At 69.8% G+C, this 21,964-nt stretch carries 16 protein-coding genes and 4 pseudogenes; 8 read left to right on the top strand and 12 right to left on the bottom strand.

All coding sequences use genetic code 11. From position 1 onward, the window contains the following. Both ACP4J3_RS40370 and ACP4J3_RS40375 read left to right on the top strand, forming a co-directional pair. A pseudogene (locus ACP4J3_RS40370) lies at positions 1–317 on the top strand (hypothetical protein); the annotation flags it as partial. Between the two features lie 29 nt (positions 318–346). Continuing rightward, positions 347–1,058 (top strand): annotated as a pseudogene (locus tag ACP4J3_RS40375) (IS5 family transposase). Positions 1,059–1,295: 237 nt separating this feature from the next. Here ACP4J3_RS40375 and ACP4J3_RS40380 read toward each other — a convergent pair. From ACP4J3_RS40380 to ACP4J3_RS40395, 4 genes are all read right to left on the bottom strand, one after another. After that, positions 1,296–1,493, bottom strand: a complete 198-nt coding sequence (locus ACP4J3_RS40380) for a hypothetical protein (RefSeq protein ID WP_426541432.1) — start codon at positions 1,491–1,493, stop codon at positions 1,296–1,298. 362 nt (positions 1,494–1,855) lie between these two features. Further along, complete coding sequence (locus ACP4J3_RS40385) at positions 1,856–2,578, bottom strand: hypothetical protein (protein ID WP_426541434.1); 723 nt, start codon at positions 2,576–2,578, stop codon at positions 1,856–1,858. A gap of 137 nt (positions 2,579–2,715) precedes the next feature. Then, the gene (locus tag ACP4J3_RS40390) at positions 2,716–5,712 is read right to left on the bottom strand and encodes a hypothetical protein (RefSeq protein ID WP_426541436.1); all 2,997 of its coding nucleotides are present in this window, start codon (positions 5,710–5,712) and stop codon (positions 2,716–2,718) included. A gap of 35 nt (positions 5,713–5,747) precedes the next feature. Beyond that, on the bottom strand, positions 5,748–6,176 hold the full coding sequence (locus ACP4J3_RS40395; RefSeq protein WP_426541438.1) for a DUF2690 domain-containing protein: 429 nt from the start codon (positions 6,174–6,176) through the stop codon (positions 5,748–5,750). Positions 6,177–6,960: 784 nt separating this feature from the next. On the opposite strand from ACP4J3_RS40395, the gene ACP4J3_RS40400 reads away from it, so the two are divergent. The 4 genes and pseudogenes from ACP4J3_RS40400 to ACP4J3_RS40415 all read left to right on the top strand — a co-directional run bounded on the left by ACP4J3_RS40400 (position 6,961) and on the right by ACP4J3_RS40415 (position 10,462). Continuing rightward, positions 6,961–7,116 (top strand): hypothetical protein, encoded by a 156-nt coding sequence (locus ACP4J3_RS40400; RefSeq protein ID WP_426541440.1) that lies wholly within the window; start codon positions 6,961–6,963, stop codon positions 7,114–7,116. A 574-nt stretch (positions 7,117–7,690) separates the two neighbouring features. After that, a complete protein-coding gene (locus ACP4J3_RS40405) occupies positions 7,691–8,368 on the top strand; it encodes a hypothetical protein (protein WP_426541442.1) in 678 nt (225 codons plus the stop codon). 710 nt (positions 8,369–9,078) lie between these two features. Beyond that, a pseudogene (locus ACP4J3_RS40410) lies at positions 9,079–10,245 on the top strand (SulP family inorganic anion transporter); the annotation flags it as partial. A gap of 67 nt (positions 10,246–10,312) precedes the next feature. Further along, positions 10,313–10,462, top strand: coding sequence for a hypothetical protein (locus ACP4J3_RS40415; RefSeq protein ID WP_426541444.1), 150 nt, complete (start codon positions 10,313–10,315; stop codon positions 10,460–10,462). Positions 10,463–10,660: 198 nt separating this feature from the next. Here ACP4J3_RS40415 and ACP4J3_RS40420 read toward each other — a convergent pair whose 3' ends face one another. Then, complete coding sequence (locus tag ACP4J3_RS40420; protein WP_426541446.1) at positions 10,661–10,975, bottom strand: STAS domain-containing protein; 315 nt, start codon at positions 10,973–10,975, stop codon at positions 10,661–10,663. A gap of 196 nt (positions 10,976–11,171) precedes the next feature. On the opposite strand from ACP4J3_RS40420, the gene ACP4J3_RS40425 reads away from it, so the two are divergent. Next, positions 11,172–11,489, top strand: coding sequence for a MarR family transcriptional regulator (locus tag ACP4J3_RS40425; protein ID WP_426541600.1), 318 nt, complete (start codon positions 11,172–11,174; stop codon positions 11,487–11,489). A gap of 659 nt (positions 11,490–12,148) precedes the next feature. Further along, positions 12,149–12,790 (top strand): carbonic anhydrase, encoded by a 642-nt coding sequence (locus tag ACP4J3_RS40430; protein ID WP_426541448.1) that lies wholly within the window; start codon positions 12,149–12,151, stop codon positions 12,788–12,790. 320 nt (positions 12,791–13,110) lie between these two features. On the opposite strand, the gene ACP4J3_RS40435 is transcribed toward ACP4J3_RS40430, so the two are convergent. The 7 genes and pseudogenes from ACP4J3_RS40435 to ACP4J3_RS40465 form a co-directional block, all read right to left on the bottom strand. Further along, complete coding sequence (locus ACP4J3_RS40435; protein WP_426541450.1) at positions 13,111–14,088, bottom strand: L-threonylcarbamoyladenylate synthase; 978 nt, start codon at positions 14,086–14,088, stop codon at positions 13,111–13,113. Between the two features lie 521 nt (positions 14,089–14,609). Continuing rightward, entirely contained in the window at positions 14,610–17,054 is a 2,445-nt protein-coding gene (locus tag ACP4J3_RS40440) for a LysR family transcriptional regulator (protein WP_426541602.1), read from the bottom strand. 186 nt (positions 17,055–17,240) lie between these two features. Beyond that, positions 17,241–17,381, bottom strand: a pseudogene (locus ACP4J3_RS40445) (TniQ family protein); the annotation flags it as partial. Beyond that, positions 17,378–17,635, bottom strand: a complete 258-nt coding sequence (locus ACP4J3_RS40450; RefSeq protein ID WP_426541451.1) for a TniQ family protein — start codon at positions 17,633–17,635, stop codon at positions 17,378–17,380. The gene ACP4J3_RS40450 and the pseudogene ACP4J3_RS40445, both read right to left, overlap by 4 nt. Next, a complete protein-coding gene (locus tag ACP4J3_RS40455) occupies positions 17,632–18,477 on the bottom strand; it encodes an AAA family ATPase (RefSeq protein ID WP_426541453.1) in 846 nt (281 codons plus the stop codon). The genes ACP4J3_RS40450 and ACP4J3_RS40455 overlap by 4 nt, the downstream gene beginning before the upstream one ends. A 127-nt stretch (positions 18,478–18,604) precedes the next feature. Continuing rightward, positions 18,605–19,309: a hypothetical protein gene (locus ACP4J3_RS40460; RefSeq protein ID WP_426541455.1), complete on the bottom strand. Its 705-nt coding sequence runs from the start codon at positions 19,307–19,309 to the stop codon at positions 18,605–18,607. A gap of 37 nt (positions 19,310–19,346) precedes the next feature. Next, complete coding sequence (locus tag ACP4J3_RS40465) at positions 19,347–21,590, bottom strand: TnsA-like heteromeric transposase endonuclease subunit (RefSeq protein ID WP_426541457.1); 2,244 nt, start codon at positions 21,588–21,590, stop codon at positions 19,347–19,349. Positions 21,591–21,964: the final 374 nt, after the last annotated feature.

Below are 21,964 nucleotides of genomic sequence, written 5' to 3' on the forward strand. Positions count from 1 at the left end.
GCACTTCCTGGCCTTCACCGCCATCGCCTGCAGCCTCATCTGCTACCGCAGACTCACCAAATGAGACGACGTCTAAGAAGTACAAGCGCGTCCACGCCCTCACCTATGCCGACCTCGGTGACAGCCTCGCCGCCCAGGCTCGCGCCGACGAAGCCGTCGCCGCCTGGTCCCAGGCTCTGACCCTCATGGAAGGCATGACCTCCGACCGCACCCGCAAGGCCATCACCTCGCTCCGCTCCACCCTCTCCATCTACCACCGCCGCAAAGTGCCCGGAGCCACCGAACTCGCCCGCCGCACACGCGAAGCACTGGCCTAAGACGTCATCTCATTTGGGTCGGTAGCCTGTTGGTCGTGGTTTCGATCGTTGAGCGGCTGGTGCCGGATGAGTTGTGGGAGTTGTTCCAGCGGGTGGTCCCGGAGGCTCCGTCGCGGCCTCAGGGCGGCGGCCGGCGCCGGCATGGTGACCGGGAGGTGCTGGCCGCAATCGTGTTCGTGGCCACGTCGGGCTGCACGTGGCAGCAGCTGCCGTCCGCGTCGTTCGGGCCGTCGGGAGCGACGGCTCACCGGCGCTTTGCCGAGTGTGCGCGGCGCGAGCTCGCGCGCAATGACAGGCCCGAATCCTGTCGACCGGGGCAAGTACGGCTCGAAGGTCCACCTGATCACCGAGCGCACTGGTCTGCCCCTCTCCGTCGGAATCTCGGGGGCGAACCTGCACGACAGCCAGGCGCTGATCCCGCTGGTGAAGGGGATACCGCCGATCCGCTCCCGGCGCGGACGCCGGCGGCGCAGACCGGGAAAACTCCATGCCGACAAGGGATACGACTACGACCACCTGCGGCGATGGTTACGCCGGCGCGGCATCAGGCACCGCATCGCCCGCAAGGGCATCGAGTCCTCGACCCGCCTGGGCCGCCACCGCTGGACCATAGAACGCACGATGTCCTGGCTCGCCGGATGCCGCAGACTGCACCGCCGCTACGAGCGCAAAGCCGAGCACTTCCTGGCCTTCACCAGCATCGCCTGCACCCTCATCTGCTACCGCCGACTCACCAAATGAGATGACGTCTTAGCCGTACCACAGGCAGGTGGTCTCGGCGGTGAACACGGTCTCGGCGCGGCTGTGGCGGTTCACGGCCTGTGGGGTGAACGTCAGTGTGGCGGCCGGCTCGGCCGGAGTGCTGAGCCGATCGCCTTGAGACAGGGCCGCCCGCGCCGCACGGTCGGCGGCGGAGCGAGACCGTAGAGCACCGCGTTCGCCGGCAGCCGGGTGGTGAAGTTGACTGATACGGGCAGGTCACCGGCTGGGGACACCTCCCGGCCGGAGGCTGCGGGAGCACGCCGGCCGGGGTAGGAACGGCAGGTCCACGATCAGGCCGAGGACGACGAAGCAGGTGCCGTAGCCGATCATGTCGCGGCCGGCGGCACAGCCGTCGTGCTGCCAGGCGGCCCCGAAGACCTTCTTCCCACGCCGTTTGAACAGCGTGTCGTCCACCGCTACCGTCAGCGGGTGCCGTCGGGCACCAGCGAGCGCGCCACCAGGTGGGACAGCGACGCGCCCAGCGTATGCGGCTCTCAGCGGGCACAGGCGAAGAAGGAGTGGGCCCGGTCAGTGGAAAAGGTCGGCGAGGTGCAACTGCGGCGCGAAGCGCCCAGCACAGCGAGCAGAGATGCAGGTACGGTCGGATCCGGAAGCATCGGCGGGTCCCGCACCACAGGCGACCCACGCACCGCCGACACTTCCTTGGCGTCTGCTCCCGACCGGGCCGATGGCCACGAGTCACCCGCACGAGCTACTGACTGACAGTCAGAACGACGAAAGCCGAGTCAGTCGAGTCACCTTCACGCGTAACACTTTCACGAGGCCGCTCCGAAGACGCGGAGCGAGTACGTCGCCTTGTCCTCGCCCGCGCCGTACACCACCAGGACGGTCGCGGCGGAACCCGACCGGTACAGGGGGCTGTCGGCGGTCTTCCCGGTCCGGTCGTGCAGCTTGTCGACGGCGGCCGTGGTCGTGGTCAGCCAGCGGGCCGCCGCCTCCGGATGCGCGTCCGGGTGGTCCAGTTCGACGCACTGGCGCAGGAAGTCGGCGCGACCGGGGGCCGTCCGGCCGGCGGCGCATGTCAGGGACTTCATGTCGCCGTCCAGGCTCCACACGACGGCGACGGACAGCTCGGTGCCGGCCGTGGGGTGGGTGACACCGGAGGAGAACCACACGGCGGGCCGGTCGTCGTCCGCGTCGAAGTCGTTCTTCTTCCTCGCGTTCAGTGTGATGTGCCACCGCTTGGTCAGCCGGGCCAGGTAGTCGGCGCCGGTGTATCCCTTCGCGAGAACGGCATTGGGGACGGCGTCGGGAACCTTGTCCGAGGTCGCGGGCCGGGTCGGCCAGTCGTTCAGGTCGGCGGTGGCCGAGGGCGACGGCGTGGCCGCCGTCTTCGGGGCGGAGGAGGTGATCTCGCCTTCGCCCGGCCCCGGAGACGCCGGGGAGGCGGAACCCGGTGAGGAGCCGGGGTGCGAGGAGCACCCGGTGAGCAGGGCGCTGGCGGTCAGCGCCGCCGCGAGGGCGTGCGGGAACTTCATGAGCGTGGGCTCCGTTGCGAGGTGCAGCTGGGCAGATGTGCGGCAGTGGGAAGGCGGTGCGCCCGCACGTCCCGGTCGTACGCGGAGCGTGGGACCGGGACGTGCCGTGGTGTACTGCTGTGGAGTACGGCCGTGTGTCAGGGCATCGCGTCGTGGAAGCAGATGCCCGTGCTGGACGCGGTCGTCGTCGGCTTGAAGACCACCGCGTCGTAGGCCACGTCCTGGTCGCCGGTGTAGTCGCCGCGGCTGGTGTTGTCGGCCTGGAGGTTGCCGCCCTGCCACATCCGGACCGTGCCCAGCTCCACCCAGGCGTCGTTGCCGTTGCTGCGGGTGGCCTGATTGACGCCGCAGGTGCGCGTGGGTGTGGCCCCAGCGGTGTTCATGCCGACGTGGACGGTGTACGGCACGATGGCCTGCGCCCCGTGGTTGGGCAGGTGGACGTAGATGTCGTACAGAAGGCCCGTGGTGCCCGGCTCGGACATTTTGGACGGGTCCGGTGTCCAGGTCGCGGTGACCGTGTGCCACAGGTTGGCCGCGCTGCCGGTGCCGCCCGCGTAGCCGTGGGTGAACCAGGCGTGCCCGTCGTATCCGGCGCCGAGCTGGTGCAGGTCGATCGGGGCGATGTCGCCGGTTGCCCGCCAGGTGCCGTCGCCGCGGTGGTAGGTGAAGTTGTCCCCGAACTGGAGGGTGAACTTGCCGCCGCTCGGCTGGGATTCGGTGCAGCCCTGGGTGTTGTCGTCCGGGTTGCCCAGGTCGTCGACCAGCAGCCCGCTGGGGGCGTTGCCGCAGGGGCCCGCCGCGTACTGCCGGTTGAGCTGCGGCTCGCCGCTGGCGAGGGAGTAGGCGAGGTTCTCGCTGGAGCCGTTGGTCGAGTCGCCACCGGCACCCCAGTCGACCGAGCCGTGGAACCAGCAGGTCTCGTTCTCGGCCGGGCACGGATCGGTACCGGACGCGGCCCCGGGGTCGCAGTTGTTGGAACTGTCGCAGTAGGCCCGGTAGTTCAGGTTCAGGTTGAGCTTGCCGGCCGGTCCGGTGCCCCCGGTGGGGAACTGCGGGTAGGAGTACGAGGGCTGGCCGTTGTAGGTGAGCTGCGGCGTCTCCACCCAGCCCATGATCTTTTCCTCGTACGGCCAGTCGGCCGGGTGCGCGGCGTCGTCGTAGGAGTCGCGCAGGAACGGGGCGCGGTCGGCCGGGTAGTTGGGGTTGGCCGGGTTGTTGAACCAGCCGAGCCCGATGTGGCCGCCGTTCTGCGAGGTGTCCGTGTAGACGCCGCTGTTATAGCCCCACAGCGCCATGAACCAGTTCTCGACGTACGCCGGGTTGCCGGTGTTGACGTTCATCCCCAGGCCCTTGAGCTGGTTCCAGGTCTTGCTCAGGATCTGCAGGCCGGCGGCGATGTTGGCCGCGTAGTCGGTGGCGATGGCGTACGCCTCGGTCGGTGCGTACGGGTCGGGCTTGGCCTCGTTCATGCCCGAGGTGACCTGGGCGATGCCGTAACCGCAGTCGGCGGCACCGTTGTTGGGGTAGTAGTGGATGCTGTCGCCGTTGCCGTAGTAGTCGCCGAGCAGCGGGTTGCCGCCGTCGCCGGGGACGGAGTGCCAGGTCGCCTGCTTGAAGTTGGACTCCTGGGCGAGGATGCCGAGCATCACTTGGGCGGGCACGGTGCCGCCCCCGGTGAGCGCTGCGCGCGGGAAGAGGCCCTGCGGGGTGTAGGAGGCGCTGCCGGTGCCCAGGTAGTTCGCCGGCCGGGTGATGTTCAGGTCACCGTGCACGGCCTGGTCGACGGCCCACTCCACCATGTTCGGGCTGGGCTGCAGGGCCTGGGCGTGCGGGTCGTTGCGCTTGACGAGGCAGTTGGAGTAGTGCGACTGCGGGTTGGGGTCGCTCGGCGCCACGCCGGACTGGGCGAGTGCGTCCTTCTCCGGCTGGCCGTTGACGTCGGGCTCCACGTCGTCGGGTCCCGACGACGTGGCCTCGGCGGTGGCCACCTGTGTGGTGGCCATGGTGCCGGTTTCCGGCGCGAGGGCCTGCACGTCGATGAGTCCGGCTCCCTGCCCGCCGGAGGAGCCGATCTTCGACGTGATGCCCTTGAGTTCTTCCGACGCGGCCTTCGTGGTGAGCAGGTGCCCCTGCCGGGAGGCCTCGAGGGGCTTGCCGGGGGCGTTCGCCTTCGCCAGGCCGGGCGCCTCGGTGGCGTCGATGCCGGACACCTGGCCGGCGACGAGGTCGCCGCCGCGGCGGGGGAAGAGACCGAGCTTGCCAAGCGGGGCGGTGCCGAGTTTCGTCAGTTTGCTGCCGTCCCAGCGGTGCAGGACGTCCTTGCCGTTCGACACGACGGCCAGGTCGACGGCTCCGCCGGTGGACGGGGCGATGGCGAACAGGCGGCCGGGCAGGTCGGTGAGGGTGGAAACCCGCCCGCGGGCCTCGTCGGCCGAGACCTTGACGAGCCGGCCGTCGAGCACGCCGATGTCGCCGTCCGCGGTCGGCAGCGGGTTGGTGAACTGGCCTGTGACGGTGGTGCTGTCGACGGTTCTGCCGGTGGTGGCGTCGACGTCGAAGAGCTGGGTGGTTCCGTGCCCGGAGTCGCCGACGGCGCTCCGGGTGAAGGTGACCGTGTCGCCCTGTCCGCATCCCGGGGAGAAGTAGGCGAGCTGGACACCGGTGACGGACCGGGTGACCTTCCCGGTCTCCAGGTCCACGACCGCGGCGAAGGCGCCGTGCTGCATCAGGGCGGGCTTGTTGGCGGCCATGGACGGCGCGTAGACGGCCGCGGCGTAGCGGCCGGAGCCGGTGGTGCACACGTATCCGGTCCACGGCCCGATGCCGTCGAGTCCGGCCTCGGTCAGATCGGCCACCTCCCGGTACCGGAACGACTGCGACTCGTCGGCCACCAGAACGTGGAAGCCCTTCGAATCGCCGGTCCCGATGACCGCGCGGTCGCCGGAAGTCCGCCAGTTGCCGCCCAGCGCCTTGGCGGGCGAGGCGAACAGCGTGCCGTCGGTGTGGGGAACCGGCTGTTGCGGTGCGGCCGCCGCGGTCACGGCGGAGGCCGGCAGCAGGCTCACGGCCAGTGCGGCGCAGGACAGCGGGACGATTCTGGCCGTCAGGCGCCGCGCTCGTCCCAGTGGACGCAAGACGCCCGCTCTCCTCGCCCTTCGTATCCTTCTTGTCAATGCCATTGCGTGCAGTCTCCGCTCGTCCCTTGCTGCTTCCACGTCTCCGGTGCAGGGTCGAATCCTTGGCCCAGTTCCGTGACACAGCCCTTGGCCATCGAATCTCCGCCGACCATCGGCGTCGCCTTGGCCACGTCCGCGGTGGCGATGTATCCGGTGGAGTACGACGCCTCGCTGCCGCCCAGCGGAGGGACGTAGAAGATGTTCGCGGCCTGCGGGTCGAGGGTGTAGTCGGTGTCGAGGGTCACCTTGGCCCAGGACGCGTCGCAGGTGCCCGAGTAGAAGAACCGCAGGGAGAGCCCGGTCTCGTCGACCTCCTCCAGGAGCCGGGCGTCACTGTCACAGCCCGCCGTGACCGGGCTCTGGCCGGTGCACGCGGTGCCCTTGCAGGTGGCGCGGCCGACGCCGGGCTCGTCATGGCGCACACGGAACCGCCGGCCAGGGCGAGGGCCAGCAGCAGGGACTTCAGAGAGGGAACGATCCGGGATCCGGCACCCGCGGAGGATCTTCGCGTCAACATGGCTGTCCTTCACATCCGTTGACAGTGGGTACATCCACAGCGGTGGCGGCAGGTTCGCCATTCGGGCATGCGTGCATGCGTACGCGCGACGCTTCCGCCCCTTGCCGTCGCGCACGAACACGCATGATCACGCGACGGTCACAGACTTTCGCCCGCCGTACGGCGTGATCAACCAAGGTTCCGCCAAGAGGTACCCAAAGCATCCCGAGGCGCAAGCCCTGACTGTGTCAGCCGGCGATCCTTCGTCGCGGTCGATGCCGAACCGGTAATGCTCACGGAGGCGGAAGAGATGCTCCGTCCCGCGCTCGGCTCCTTCCACCGGCTGCGGCTGCGTCACGCTCTCACGGAGGACTTTCTTCCGCCGGAGGATGGCGTCCGCACCTCGTGACCTGCCGCCGTGTCTTCCACTGGCTGGACAAGCCCCACTTCCTCGACCAGCTCAGCGAGTGCGTGGCCCCGGACGGGGTCATCGCGGTCTTCGGCGGCAGGAGCCTGTGGACGCCCGACAGCCCTGGCAGCGAGCCGCTCGGAAGGTCGTCCAGGACTTCCTCGGCCGGCAACACAGAGCGGGCGATGGCACCTTCAGCGCTCCAGGGCCGCCGTACGAAGACGTGCTCCGTGCTTCCGCCTTCTCGCACGTCGACTCTGCGGTCGTCTCCGTTCGCAGGCAGTGGAGGATCTCGCAGGTCATGGGCCACCTGTACTCGACGTCGTTCGCGGCTCCACACCTCTTCGGCGATCGCAGCGATGCCTTCGAAGCGGCCGTCACCAACGCCGTCTCGCCCTTCCTCGACAGCGGAGTGCTGACGAAGGACAACGCTCTTACCGTCCTCGGAGGGCATTAAGTCCGATCTTCCCTGGTTCGTGATCGCTCGATCGTGGTACTTCGCGGCGACACCGGCCGCACAGGCTCCGGCGACGGTGCAGAAGGCCGTGGCTGTTCCGGCCGTCTCCGCGTCGAACCGGAAGGTTGCTGCCGATACCGACCGTGGCGCCCGCCAGGCCCCCTCGTCGAGCGTTCCATAGCGAGCGAGGCAGGATAGTGCGATCCGGGCCGCGCAGTTCACCGGCCGACCGCGAGCGTGTCAGGGCGTCATACAAGGCTCCCGCTGCCGAACGGCGCCGGTACGGGCGTCACCTGGGTGGCGCCGGCTGTCAGCCAGACGTCAGCGCGTCTCGGCACCGCTCTTGACCGAGCCTTGGCTGATCACGTAGTCATTCATGGCCATAGGCGTTCTACGCTCCGTCCAGGCCGCTGATCTTCCGGCCCCGCCCCGCTCGTTCCCGGACGCCTCCTCACCTTGTGACGCATGCGGTCCTGGCCCCCACTTCGACGTGGCGCACTCTGCACGACCATCAAGGACTTCCATGCGCCCCTCGTCCCGTGCCCTGACGATGCTTGCCGTTGCGGCACTCTCGTTGGCTCTGGCTTCCTGCTCCTCCAGCTCTTCCTCCGCCGACGGGGCCGCCTCCACCGCACCGACCAAGCCCAAGGACCCCAACGCCGGTCTGCTGACAGGCACACAGCTGAAGAAGGCCCTGGCTCCCGCGTCCTACTTCCGGGCCGGCTTCGCGGCCGACCCCAGCGCCGCCCGGGACACCGGCGACACCTACCAGGCACCGGCCACCAAGAGCGCCGACAAGCCGCACTGCGCCGGTCTCGGAGCCACCAGCTGGATCAGCCTCACCGGCGTCGAGGGCGTATCGTTCGCGCAGAACTCCTACATCAACAAGAACACGTCCGCCGAGCTTGACCAGGAGATCGACGTCTACCGCGGTACGACAGCCGCGGATGTGATGAAGGACGTGGCACAGGTTGTCTCCGCGTGCCCGAGCTACACGGACGCCGACACCCGCAGCACTGTGAAGGTCACCAGCGCCTCCACGGCAGGGCTCGGGGACGAGGCGTACACCATCACGCTGACCGACAGCGCATGGGAGAGCGGCACCACTCTGATCGCCGCCCGCGCGGGCGCGGCGGTCGTGAGTGTGCTGTCCACCGACGGCAGCGACAACGGCGCCGCGAGCGCGAAGAAGCTCGCGGAGCAGGTCCTGACCTCTGTGAAGGGCATGAGTGGTACGGCCGGCCAGAGCTGACCGCCCCCGGCGCCGTCCGGTGAACCGGGAGGGAACTCTTGGTCATGGGTTCCTTTGGGCGGCCGTTCGGGCGCAGCCCGCTGCCTAGCATGAGGCGGTCATGAACAGTACGCCCCGGGAGACCGGGATGGTGTGGTCCGGCCTCAGGCGGAGGTCGCCGCGTCCGTGGGGTGTCGTCGGGCTTGGCTTCGTGTGCCTGGTGGCCGGAGGGCTGGCCCTCGCACACGGGAGCCGCCAGGCCCGAGCGGACTCGGACGGGCTGCCGCACACGACCGTCGAGGTCTCGCCGAGCCACTGCGGCCGCGGCTGGCTGCACCCTGTGTCCGGCTTGCAGGTGTTCAACGTGCGCAATACCTCCGTCGGGCCCTCCGAGGTCTACCTGCAGGATCCGAAGAGCCAGGCCGTCTACGGCGAGCTGGAGGACATCGGCCCCGGTACGACGCGCCCGCTGACCGTGCGTCTCGGCAAGGGGGCGTACGCGTTCAAGTGCGTGCCGGACGACGCCGACGCGGTGACCGGGCCCACCGTCCGTGTCACCACCGGCCGCGGCGGTCCGGCGGCGGCCCCAGTCACCGAGCACGACCTGATTCCGCCGGCGCTCGCCCACCAGAAGTGGGTGGGAAGCGCCCTCGACGACGTCGTACGGCTGACGTCGGCACTGCGCGATGCGATCGACCGCGGCGACCTCGCCGGGGCACGGACCGCCTGGCTTATCCGTCGCCGTCGTCGAAGGCATGCTCTGCGGCATCGGCCTCGTCATCATCGCCGGCCACGTCTATGCGGCAGCGGGCCTGAAGGCCCCGGAGACCGGCATCGGCAAGATCGTGGGCCTGCCCGGGGCGTTCGCCGACGCCCTCGGCAGCACGGAGGCCCTGGCCTCGCTCGCGATCGGGGCGGCCACCGTCGCCGTGATCGTGCTGTGGAAGAAGCTGCCGAAGGCGGTGCGGTCCGTGCCCGGCGCCCTCGCGGCGGTGGTCCTGGCCACCCTCGCCACGCTCGCCTTCAGCCTGCCGGTCGCCACCGTCCAGGTGGAGGGCCTGCTCGGCGTCATCCAGCCGCCCGGGTCCGAAGCCTTCGGTGAGCTCGCCAGCCCGGCCATCTGGGGCACGATCATCGCGTTCACGCTGATCGCCTCCGCCGAGTCGCTGTTCAGCGCCGCGGCCGTGGACCGCCTGCACGACGGTCCACGCACCCGGTACAACAAGGAGATGATCGCCCAGGGCACGGGCAACACGGTGTGCGGTCTGCTCGGCGCGCTGCCGATGACCGCGGTGATCGTGCGCAGCTCCGCCAACGTCAACGCGGGCGCGAAGACCAAGGCGTCGCGCGTGCTGCACGGCGTGTGGCTGCTGCTGTTCGCCGCCGCGTTGCCCTCCGTCCTGGCACTGATCCCGATTCCCGCCCTGGCGGGCATCCTGGTGCACGCGGGCTGGAAGCTGATCCGGTTCCGCCAGATCGCGGAGCTGTGGCACAGCCACAAGGGCGAGGCACTGATCCTCATCGTCACCGCCGTCTCGATCGTCGCGGTGAACATGTTCGAGGGCGTGCTCATCGGTCTGGCCCTGTCGGTGGTCAAGACCGCCTGGGAAGCCTCGCACCTGAAGGCGGAGGTCATCGACAAGGGCGCCGGACCGATCCAGGTGTACCTGTCGGGCAACGCGACCTTCCTCAGGCTGCCGAAGATCCTCGACAGCCTGGAGGCCCTGCCCCAGGACCGCCCGGTGGAGCTGGACCTGTCCGGCCTGCACCACCTCGACCACGCCTGCCGTACGGCCCTGGAGAACTGGGCCGAACGGCACAGCACGGACGGCACGGAACCCGTGAAGGTCACCGAACTGCTCAAACCCGAGGCCGAGAAGATGACGTCGAACACCTGACACTGCTCAGCAGCGGGGCGGTGCACACCCAACCCGCACCACCCGGTCCACCCTGCCTGCGCCGTGTGTGCTCACTGTGCCGCGTCGCCGTCTGCTTCCTCCTTTCCACTGCCTGGGCCGCTACAGCATCCGTGCCAGTGTCCCGGCCGGCGGCGGCCTGGGCTGCCCGCTGCGCGACCCGGCCGCCGCAGACGTCGAGGAGGACGACGCCGGGTGAGTTTCGCCGGGCACCTCGGGATCCCTGCGGCGCGACGGCCCGGCTGCAAGGATCCCGAGGGGGCCGCTCCGCTGTCCGGACCGGAGCGGCCTGCCTGGCTACCGGCACCTTTCCCCGTCCCCGCCACCCACACACCGCCGGTGGACTCATGCAGGGCGCCGTCAGCTGCTCAGGGCGGCCTCGGCGTCGGCGACGGTGTCAAAGACCCGCAGGACCTGATCGGCTCCGGTCATCTCCAGGATCTGGCGCAGGCGGGACCGGGACGCAGGCCAGGACCAGCACGACTGCTGCCTTCTCCGCCTCACGACGGGCACCCAGCAGCACGTTCAGCCCCGCCGAGTCGCAGGAGGACACATCCGTCAGCTCCACCACGACAGCCCGCTCCGCGCGGTCGATCGCCTGCGTCAGCTGCCCGCGCAGCTCCAGCTGCGTGAGGTAGTCCATGGTCCCGCGCACCTTCGCCACCAGACAGGGGCCCGATACGGTCGTCTCGACCGAGGAAAGATCTTCCACAACGCCTGCCCAACCGTCTCGTCCGGGGCCTGAGAGTGCTGTCGAGCCTATCCGGGAAGGTCCGTCCGGTACGCCGGACCGGCACGGGTGCCTTCATCACGGGCCCTGCTTCCCTGTAGACAATGGATGAAGCGGGTTTCGGGAGGTTTGCTGCCGGTGTTCCCGGTGCGGCGGCATCGAGGGGGCAGCGTTGATCGTGGACCAGCAGGCCGGAGGATGGGACTTCCTCACCAACCATGCGCGCGTGCTGCTGGCCATCGCACGCGATCCCGCCGCACGTATCCGTGACATCGCCGCCGCCTGCCACATCACCGAACGCACCGCCCAGAACATCGTCGGCGACCTCGAACAGGCCGGCTACCTCAGCCGGGAGCGAGAGGGACGGCGCACGCGCTACACCCTCCGTCTGGACGGCAGGCTGCGTCATCCGGCGGAGGCCCACCTGCCCGTCAGTGCCCTGCTGGAGGTGTTCACCGGCCGGGACCGTGAGGATCTTTCTTCGGCGGGCGAGTGAGGGCCAGGGCGGCATACGCAGATTCTCATGCTCGTTTTCGCCCGCGCGCTGAAGGACCGCGGTGTCCCTGTGCCGGAGATCGCGAAGAAGCTGACGATCAAGACGGGCGGGAACGCAGGGCGTCACCCCGTCGCCTCGCTATACCGGGCCCTCGCTGAAGCCGAGGCGGCCGAGGCACCGGCCGGGCCGGAGATCATCGCCCCGCCCCGGCCGACCCGGGTCGACCTCACCGGCCCCGGCAACGGCGCCGCCCCCGAACTGATGGAACGCCTCACCCAGCAGGTTCTCAACGGCACGAGCGACGAGCTGACCGACGTGCTCGCTGAGCAGACCGAGGACGGCACGAAGGATGTGGTGGCCCAGCTGCCGGCTCGGGCCCAAAACGGAGAGAAGGCGAGTGATCCCGGGCGGTCCGCCCTCGTTCGGCCGACAGCGCGGGCAATGCCTGGCTCGTTGTGCGGGTGTGGACGACGAACGGAGCGTTCTGGACCGGTCGCCGTACGGGGCGGGGCAGCACCGTCGCGCGCTGAGGTTATGCACCGAGGCCGCCCTCGCCCGGCGCCTGGGGGTGATGACAAGGCCGTCAGCGTGGCCCGATCCGGCGAGCTCCGGCGGGACCAGGCGGTGCGACGGCTGGTGCCGACTCGTAGGCTGCCGCCATGACCGAGATCCAGACCCCGACGCCCCGCGACGCCTTCGAGCTGCTCATGGCCGGTAACCAGCGCTTCGTCTCAGGCACGCCCGAGCACCCGAACCAAGACGCCATACGCCGCACCGAGATCGCACCGGCCCAGCAGCCCTTCGCCGTGCTGTTCGGGTGCTCCGACTCCCGGCTGGCCGCCGAGATCATCTTCGACCGCGGCCTGGGCGACCTGTTCGTGGTGCGCACCGCCGGGCATGTCGCCGGTGCAGAAGTCCTCGGTTCCATCGAGTACGGCGTGAGCGTGCTCGACGCCCCGCTCGTCGTCGTGCTCGGCCACGACTCGTGCGGGGCCATCGCAGCCGCCCGTGCCGCAGCCGACGGGGGCAGGGTGCCCAGCGGCTTCGTCCGTGACGTTGTCGAACGAGTGACCCCGAGCGTGCTGGCAGCCCGCGCCGCCGGACGCGACCAAGCCGACGAGATCCTGGCCGAGCACATCGAGCACACCGTGGACCTGCTGCTCGAACGCTCCCGCGTCCTGGCCGAGCGGGTGGCCGCCGGCCGTCTCGGAGTGGTGGGGCTGTCCTACCGGCTGGCCGACGGCAGTGCACAGCTCGTCGCCTCACGCGGCCTCGACGCGGCGGTCCCCGCCGCATCCTGACCGCCCCGGCGTGATTTGCCCCGGTCCCAGGAGACCCGTATACGTGGAGGGGGAACCCACCGGATTCACCGCTCGATCACCCCCGGAAGGGCACCGCCCGATGGCTCACGGAGCCGATCACGCGCCCAGCACCGCCCCCCGCGCCGACCTGGCGCGCGCCGCCGGCTGCGAGGTGTGCCTGGGATGGGGAACGGTCGTCACCGACGACGGGCGGCACGAGTTGTGCCCGGCCTGCCAGACCGGCGGGCGCCCAGCCGAATCCGTCAGGAATCCGCCAGGCCCCCCACATCCGGGAGCAGTAAGAGCAGCGCCGGTACTGGTCACACGGTGGGCCGGGGCCCCGCGGCGCGCCGGAGCCGGTTGGCGATCGCCAATCCCAGCCCCTCCTCCACCGGCAAGGACGCGACGATGAGGTCGCCCCCCCGCTGGTCGAGCTCGCGCAGGAACCCGTACAGCCCGCGCGCATAGGCGGCCATCGAACCGGGGACCGCCACCACCGCGTGCGCCTTCACCTCCGCGCCAGCGAAGGCGGCAGGAAGAAAGACACCCACCCGGTGCCCCAGCTCCCGCGCCAGCTCCGCTTCGGCGACGACCTTCTCCGGCTCGACCAGGACGACCCGAGCACGCGGCGCGTAGTGCGACGGATGCTGGCCCGGCACCCGGACCCGGCTGGTCGCAGGGACCGCGAGCGGGCCCTCCAGCACCGCTTCAAGGTCCTCACGCGTCACCCCGCCGGGCCGCAGAATGGTCGGGAACTCGCCCGTGACGTCGACGATGGTCGACTCGACACCGACCTCGCAGGGGCCGCCGTCCAGCACGAAGTCGACGGCGTCACCGAGCTCGGCACGGACATCGTCCGCCGTGGTGGGGCTGACCGAGCCGAAGCGGTTGGCGGACGGGGCCGTGACACCACCGCCGAAGGCCGACAGCAACGCGAGTGCGACGGGGTGGTCGGGCACCCGCACGGCCACCGTCTCCAAACCACCGGTCGCCTCCAGGGGCACCCGGGGACCACGCCGCAGGACCAGCGTGAGCGGCCCCGGCCAGAAGTGTTCGGCCAGCAGGCGCGCCGTCGCCGGCACGTCCTCGACCCAGTCGCCCAGCAACTCCGCGCCACCGATGTGGACGATCAGCGGGTGGGAAGGCGGACGCCCCTTGACCTGGAAGATGCGCGAGACAGCGGCGGGATCCTCGGCATTGGCGCCCAGACCGTAGACGGTCTCGGTCGGGACAGCCACCAGGCCGCCGGCGCGCAGCACACCGGCCGCCTTCTCGATGTCACTGGTTCGTGCCGTCACGCCGGCAATCCTCCCACTGCTCCGCTCTCCCAGGACGCACGGAGGCCGTCACGGCGGCACCGGGCAAACACCGCCAGCACGGCCCGGCTTCAGCGTAGAGCCCACGGGCCCTACCCCAGCCGGATGGTCACCGCCGGGCGTTGCCGAGTGGAACCACGCCCCCAGCACCCAACGACCCAGCAGCGCCAACGTTCCGAGTACCCGAACCTCCAGCTCGGCCGGGCCCTGCATCCGAGAACTCCCGCAGCCACACCGGACTAGACCGGGATTTTGCCCCGCAGGCACTGACGCCGTCTGCATTGCCGAGCGGAAGACGCTCACCGCCCATGACCTCCCCTGAATCGACTGTGCCCGGTCGACAGCATTCCGGGGATTCCAATATCCGACGCTACCGTCAGTCCAGGAGGCAGACTCCGACGAAGCCCAACGCCGGCTGCGTCGTGTACGCCCCGGCCACGCACCGCTCCACGTCGACGCCATCCACCTGGTCGACGTCACCGCGGACAGCACGGCCAAGACGATCACCTGGGAGCATCTTCGCGAAATTCTCCTCGGCCGCCGCGATTGAGTCTGTGACGGGGGCCGTGGAGATCGCCGAGTTGGTCGCTGTACGGCTGCGCGGCGGCCACGATTCTCTTGCCGAGGGCGGTCAGGCGCATCGCGTGTCCCTGCCCGCCGCGGTCCAGGAGCCGCCCGTCGAGGTCTCGTTCCAGCCGGCTGATCTGCAGTGTGACCGTGGACGGGTCAAGCCCTTCGGCACGGGCGAAGGCGGCGAGGTTGGGGTACTGGACGGCCTCCAGGAACCGGCGTAGTCGGCGGCGTCCGCCGTAGGTTCCGGCCGCTGGGCGCAGGAGGGCTGGAAGGTGGGCCAGCCTCGTGGCTGCGGCGGCCGTTGTGCGCGGTCTCCTGCGGCGGGGGTGCCGGATTGGTTCGGTCGGCACGGCAGTCGTCGGGACGCCGAGTTGGTCGGACAGCGGCCGGGCGGCATTAAGAACCTTGTGACCGAGTTCGGTCGGCTCCATCGGCCGGCTCCTCAGGGTGCGCACCAGCAGCGTGCCGCCCATGTCCTCGTCGAGACGAGCGAGGTGATTGGTGACGCTGTGTGAGGACAGGCCGAGCGCCGCGCACGCGTCGCCGAGGGAGCGGTACCCGGCGATCTGGAGGAAGGTTCGCAGCCTGCGCAGCTGGTAGTTGTTGCCGAGGGCCGGTCGCAGGACCGCAGGGATGTCCTCGATGCCGAGGACGGGGCGGCTGAGGTGCCGGTTGCTCTGCCGCGGAATGTGATGGCTTCGGGCCCAGCGCGCCACCGTCCCCGGTGTCACGCCCAGGTCCTGGCCGATGTCCTTGAAGGACCGGTGCCGGTCGACGTACTGCGTGTGCAGCCAGTCACGGTCGAGGAGTTCTGCGGGCCCGGGTGTGCAGTCGGCCCGGCGGGGCCGTGTGCCGTGGCGCGGCAGACCGTACTCGTCGGTGAGTCGGGCGATGTGCTTGCGGTCGAGCCCGGTCTGTTTGGCGATCTCCACGAAGGTGGCGTGCTGGTGCACGTAGAGCCGCTCCAGGACGTCGCGGGGGAGCTCCCTGCGCGCGATCTGCATGCCGGTGAGGGTGGGCTGGCCGGGCCTGCCGTTGCGGGGCCGACGTCGAGGCCCGGCCGGCGTGGTGGCCTGCGGGTGGCCGGCAGGGCGGGCGCGGGGTGCTCGGTGAGCAGGAACCGAAGGGTGCGCAAGTCGGTGTTCAGGGCCCGGGCGATGTGTAGTGGCGCGTGCCCCGCGCGGACGTGACGGTGCAGGCCGGCCAGGTCGAGGCGTTCGGGGTCGGCTCGTGGGAGGTCGAGGCCGGTGAGAAGTTCGGGGGGGAGGTTCCCAGGTCAGCGGCTCCTCGGCGACGCCCTGGCGGGTGAGGAAGACCGCCGCGACCTGTTCGAGTTCGGCGAGGAGCTCCGGGGTGAGTAGGTAGGGGAACCGGTTGCATGCATTTCGGAACGAGGCCGAGTGGTACGGAAGTTCGGACAGCTGGTGGGCGGGCAGCCGGCTGATCCGCTCGAAGAGGAAGCAGCGGGCGACGTGGTAGCGGCCCCCGTTGCCCGGCGACTGCTGCGCCCGCGCGCACGCTGTCTCCCAGTTATCCTCGGACAGGAGTTCGGTGTAGTCGAGGCGACGGCGTCGGGCGTAGTCGATGGGGACCTCGTGGGCGTCGAGGTGCTCGGCCAGCCGGATAAGGGCAACCTGGATGTCGTTCCACTGCGGGGCGTCGCGCAGGGCCTGCAGGGCGTGCGTGGTGATGGGCTGGTCGATCAGCCCGCCCAGGTGCTGGGCGATGACCGGGGAGAGCTCGGCCCGGCTGTCCACCAGCATCAACGCGGCCGACAACGCGGGTCCCAGATGTTTACGCACCTGCGCGGGCGGATCGAGGCGGGCTACCCAGCGCGGCCAGAGCACCACCGGGGTCTTGACCGCTCGTCGGGCCACCATCTCCAGGTCGGCCGACGGGCTGCCGGGCCGGGCGGCGGCCGATCGGTAGCGCAGCTGGTCCACCGAGCGCAGAGTCGGGCCGACGGCCGCCACGTGCACGGTCTGCAGCCACGGGCTGGCGTACCTCGCCCAGGGGCGGGACACCGTGGGGCTGATGAAGTTGCCGCGTTCCGCCGCAGCGTCCAGCAGGAGCCTCATCCGTGGCGCCGCCTGCCGGCAGTCGTCCTGTCCGAGGATGCTCCACGCCGCGGTGATGAGCGCGGCCGTGCCGGCGGCTGTCACCGGCACGAGGCGGCCGGACGCACTCTCGCCGGCCGACGTCTCCTCGCGGGCGTGGAGGAGGTCGGCAGGAACGAGCTCGGCCAGTCGGTCGCCGGACATGATGAACAGGGCCCGCCGTCCTAGCCCTTTGACGTCGGCCAGGACGTCGAGGGCGGGTTGGGGCTGGTGCCGGTAGACGCCGAAGGAGCCGACGCCGGTGGTGACGGCATCCACGAGGTCCGGGCGGGGACCGTTGTCCGGCTTCGGGCCGGGACGATCACACAGGCCGGGCGCCGGGATGACGAGGTCGGCGTGCCGACGCCGTCGCTGCAGTGACGCACAACCCGGGCACGAATCGGCCAGGAGCCGGCGATGGGGCAGGCAGGCGAACGACCAGCCGAATCGCCAGGACAGCTGCCACCGGCCGCCGCTCTCGGCGAGGCAGTCGGGGCAAAACCGTGAACCCGTTCCGGCGCTGCGCCGCCAGTTGCGGGTGCGGTGCAGCATGCGCCTGCCGTGGTCAATGGACAGGGCACGTTGATCGTAGTGTTCGAGCGTCATCGCATGAGGGTCGCCCGGGCCAAGCCCGTCGCGGCGCTCAGATGTTCCGCCTCGTCCGGGGCGAGGAGAGTCAGCCAGGTATGCCGCGTGGACGGAGTCCACCCGTGCGGCCGATGCTGATCGGGGAGGCCCACCTCACACAGGAGATCGCCCATGGGCGTACGGAGCTGGGCGGCGAGCGCCTCCAGCCACGAGTCCAGGGCCTCGCCGGGTATCGGGGCAGTGCGCAGCGGCAGCGAGCGGACCACGCTCATGCCACGGTCTTCGCCGACGCGTTCTTCGTGGCGCGGGAACGGGTCCTGGTCGTCATCCGCCCGCGGGCGGACTTCTTCGCGAGCGCCTTGCGTGCCCGTTCCGCCGCCGCGTCCAGCTTGACCTGGTCGAGGAGTTCTTCGTCGAGGAGCTCGGCGCCGGTGCGGGCGGCGCGCTGGCACCCGCGGTTGATCAGTGTCATCAGCGAGCCGATGTGGCCGGTGGTGCGGATGTAGAGGTAGTCGGACAGCTCGTCGGCGAGCATGCCGGGGAACTTCTGGCACAGCACGATCCGCTTCTGCAGGGCGAGCAGCATGCGGCGCCACTCGCGCCGGTGCTTGTCGTGGTTGCTGACCTCGGTCCCGTTGCGGTCATGCCACTTGAGGAAGTGCAGATCGTCGATGACCAAGATGCGCGTCTCACATTCCAACACGCAGTCCAGGGCCCGCTGGGCGAAGAGCGCGGCGGTGCCGGTCGTCCTGCCGGGGTGCGCGTAGTACTCCAGCAACGACCGGTTGAACTCCTTCATGCCGATGTTGCTGGTCAGCCCGACCCGGCAGACCGGCCGCCGCTCGTGTCCGGCGGCGGTGAACGCCCCCTCCCGCTCGATCACCTGCCGGTGGTGCTTCAGCGCGAAGTCCAGAACCGCGGTGGTCTTGCCGAGTCCGGGGAAGGCGTCCACCGCTACGGCGCCCTTGGCCTTGTCGCCGTCTTGCTGGTTGCTCGCGAGGATGTCCCACAAGTCTTCGTGCAGCGCTTTGAGTTGAGGCGTCCCGATCGGCCCCAGGTTGGCGTGCCAGATACTGCGACCCTGCTCGTACTCCAGCAAGGCCGCCTCGCCCAAGAGCTCCTTCTGCTTGAGCGTGAGCTGCTCCGGCGGCTGCCGCTTCGGCGCCTCGGCCAGGGCCCGCAGCCCTCTTTACGCGAGAGCGTGAGGTTGTCCAGCGGCGGGGTCTCGGGGCGGGGCTGCATCATGCGTCCTCCAGAGCATCGGCGTAGAAGTCCCCGTCGTCTTCGGGACTCTCGAGTTCCTCGTCCTCGTCGTCATCACCAGGCAGCAGGCCCTCATACGGGTCGGCCTCCACCTCCTCCGGCTCCTCTGCGTCGTCCTCCTCGACCTCCGCGTTGGTGGAGAGGATCCGCGCGACGGACGGCAGCATGCGCACGTCGTCCTCGACGGTTCCCGGGAGGTCGAAGGCGGACTCCTCGCGGGCCTGGCGCAGAGCCAGACGGCGCTCGGTCATCGTCAGCCCAAGGCCCAGGTGCCAGCGGTCGAGCAGTTCGGCGACCGCGGTCTCGTCGTCGGGGAACGGGTATTTCTCGCCCGCGATCTTCCGGGCGATCTCGATGGCTCCCCGGCTGATCGGGAACTTCTGCGCCGGGGCGTGCTCCCACTCCAGGGTGTGCCAGCGGCGGGTGTCCGGGCGGCGGAAGTAGATGTAGTTGATGTTGTCGGGGTCGACCTGGACGGGCCATAGCCCGTTGGCCTTCGGCCCGGTGTACGGGCTGGTCTCGCCCCGGTAGCCGTCCAGACCGGGGCCGTTGTAGCGGCACTTGCGGATCTCGACGCCATAGTGGTGGGTCTGCTTCCACTCGGTCTTCAGGAACTCGAAGCCGAGCGCTGGATCGCGGGGCACCTCGATGTAGCCGGCCCGGGCGATCCCGTGCTCGAACATCGCCGCCGGCGACAGCTTCAGCCCCGGTACATGGCCGTCAACGCTTCCAACTCGTGAAGGAAGAAGAACGCCTGGTCCTCCGGCCGCTCACCCCGCGAGAACAGGTCCGGACCCTTGTAGCCGGGCAGCGACTCCAGCAGCCCCTCGCGCACGGTCTTGAAAAATCTTTCAATCGGCCCTTTATCCCGGCCCGTCGCAGACGGGCCGGCTGAATGGACACGCCCAGACGCTGGCAGACGGAGGTGATGTGCTCCGAGATGAAGGGCTTGCCGTGGTCGACGACGATCGTCTCCGGCACCAGAGCCGGAGACGCGACACCGCCCTTCTTGGCCTCCTCCGGCTCCTCCTCATCCGGGTCGAGTGCCTTCCGCTCGACGAACACCGTGCGGGGGATGCCGTGGTCGGGCCACACAGCGTGCGCCGGCCAGTCCTTGCCGGCCGGACGGGGGCGGAAAGTCTGGAACATCACGGCCGCGACGTCGATGGACGACGTGGACACCGGTGTAACCCTCACCCCGCACACGCACCGGTCATACCAGTCCATCGCGACCGTCAGTTCGGCCTGGACCCACTTCATCGTGATCGGGTCCATCGCGAAGACATCCAGGCGCGTGGTGTCCATCAGCAGGTGCTCGCCCAGCCTCGTGGGCCGCAGCTTCCCGTACGCGCCCGGCGGCCGGGTGGCGATGTCCCGGTTGCGCTTCGTACTCAGCCGGAAGGTCGGCAGCCGCCGCTCCAGCTCCTCGAGCCACCGGTATGCCGTCGCGCGACCGGGCAGCTTCACCTCGCCCTCGCCATAGCGGGCAACGAGGCGCGGGCCGACGGAGCGGATCACCTTCCCACGGGTCGGCTTCGAGTCCTTCCCGTGCTCGGCCATGATCTCCAGGGCCATCTCCACCCACCGCACGTCGGCCCGGCCCAGCCCTCCCATGTCACCGCTCCCACGATCCGGACCGCCGCGTACGAGCCCGGCTTCCCGGTCGGTGAGGAAGGCGCGCACCCACCGCTTGATGGTCCGTACGCTCACACCCAACTCGGTGGCCTTCGCCCCGTATCGCTGCAGCTTGGGTACCGTGGCCGCGTACTGCGGCCGGGGCTCGCCCGGCTCCGCGAGTTCGTCGCTGCCCGACCGGAAGCCGGTCAGGACCTCGTTGATATGGGCGGCCCGCTCCCGAACCTCGGCAAGCTCCTCTTCGCTGAGCAGAGCGAACAGCACCGAGGCCGTCTCGCGGTCGTCGTCCGATTCCGGCCCCGGTCCGGTCGCGATGACCTGGGCCCGGCCAGAGGCGAGCACCTCGCGCAGCGACAGACGGAACCTGCGGCCCGGCCCGTCACGGACCAGCACCTCGTTGCCGGCCGCCGAGCCGAACATCTCCTCCACCACGACGACTTCACTGTCGTACCTCAGCCTCGTGCCCACCCCGACACGTACAGCGGCTCCGGTCACATGCCCTCCTCCACGAGACCCCGGCCTCGTGACCCGACAGATCTGCTCGAGCTGCTCCTCGTTGCGTGCGGATTCGTCCTCGGGCTCCTCGATGGGGCGGGGCAGGTCGCGTCTGCCAGCGCCAATCACCGTGGCCAGGCCCTGGCGCAGGATGTGGCGCTCGGACAACGGCTCCGTCAGGTCCGTCACAAAATGCTGGCACCACAACAGCCGCAGCACCGCGGCCCTCACCCGCCAGTCCGGATGACGGGGGAAGGCATGAAACGCCTCGCCCAGCGTCGCCCCGTACAGATCTGTCGCCCGGATCTCCGCGAGCAGGTCCTCGTCGAAGAGCCAGCTGCGGCGATAGCCCGCGAGGAACCGCAGGTTCGCCAGTTCAGCTTCTGGCGGCTCGGACCACACTTGGAAATCCCAGCCGCGCGACAGAACGACCTCGCGAGCCCAGCCGAGCGCGAAGCTCACCTTCGGGCGGGTGAGCAGGTGCCGCGGCTTGACGTCCACGACCAGCGGAACGTCCTTGTCGCGCATCACGAGGAAGTCGGGTACATGGCGGCTCCGGCGACCGTCGACGGTGGTGGACAGCAAGAACGGCTGGGCGAAGACGGCCGTCACATCCTGGGCGAAGTCGGCGTAAAGCAGTCGTGTCAGCTCAAGGCGCGACTCGTAGGCGACGTGGTCACGCATGGTGGACGACCAGTACAGGCCGGAATAGTGCTTCTGTCCCTCTCTCCAGCGGAACGTACGCCAAGGGATCGAGGGCTCGAAGACGTCGATGGCCGTCGTCGACCAGACCAGGTCCTCGTCGATCTTTCCGTCCGTACGACGGAGGCTCATCGAGACTTCGCCGATCACACGCGACATGCCCCACCCCCGAGCAGCAGGAGCGGGGCGCGGAGCTCCCGGTCTCAACCAGCTGCGACATTCCCACGATCAAGCGGGAGAGCGCCGCTGCATAGAACGAGACCGGGAACAGCACTACGACGAGTGAACTATCAGACAGGAGCGCGTCTCACCGCGTTGTCCCTTGGGCCGGACAAGGACCGGGGAGAACACAACTGTGAGAGTCCTTCCGCGGCCCGGGACTGGTCCCTGCCAGGCTCGGCGCTCGTGGGACCACCTCGTCGAGGCGGTCGGCACTGCCGGAGACGGGCGCCATGGCTGCCCTGGAGGCCGCACCGACCGAAGCGGGCCTCGGGGCCGGACCCGCT

Origin of the sequence: Streptomyces sp. UG1, from assembly GCF_049974585.1 — a bacterium.
In the GTDB taxonomy this organism is placed as follows: Bacteria; Actinomycetota; Actinomycetes; order Streptomycetales; family Streptomycetaceae; genus Streptomyces.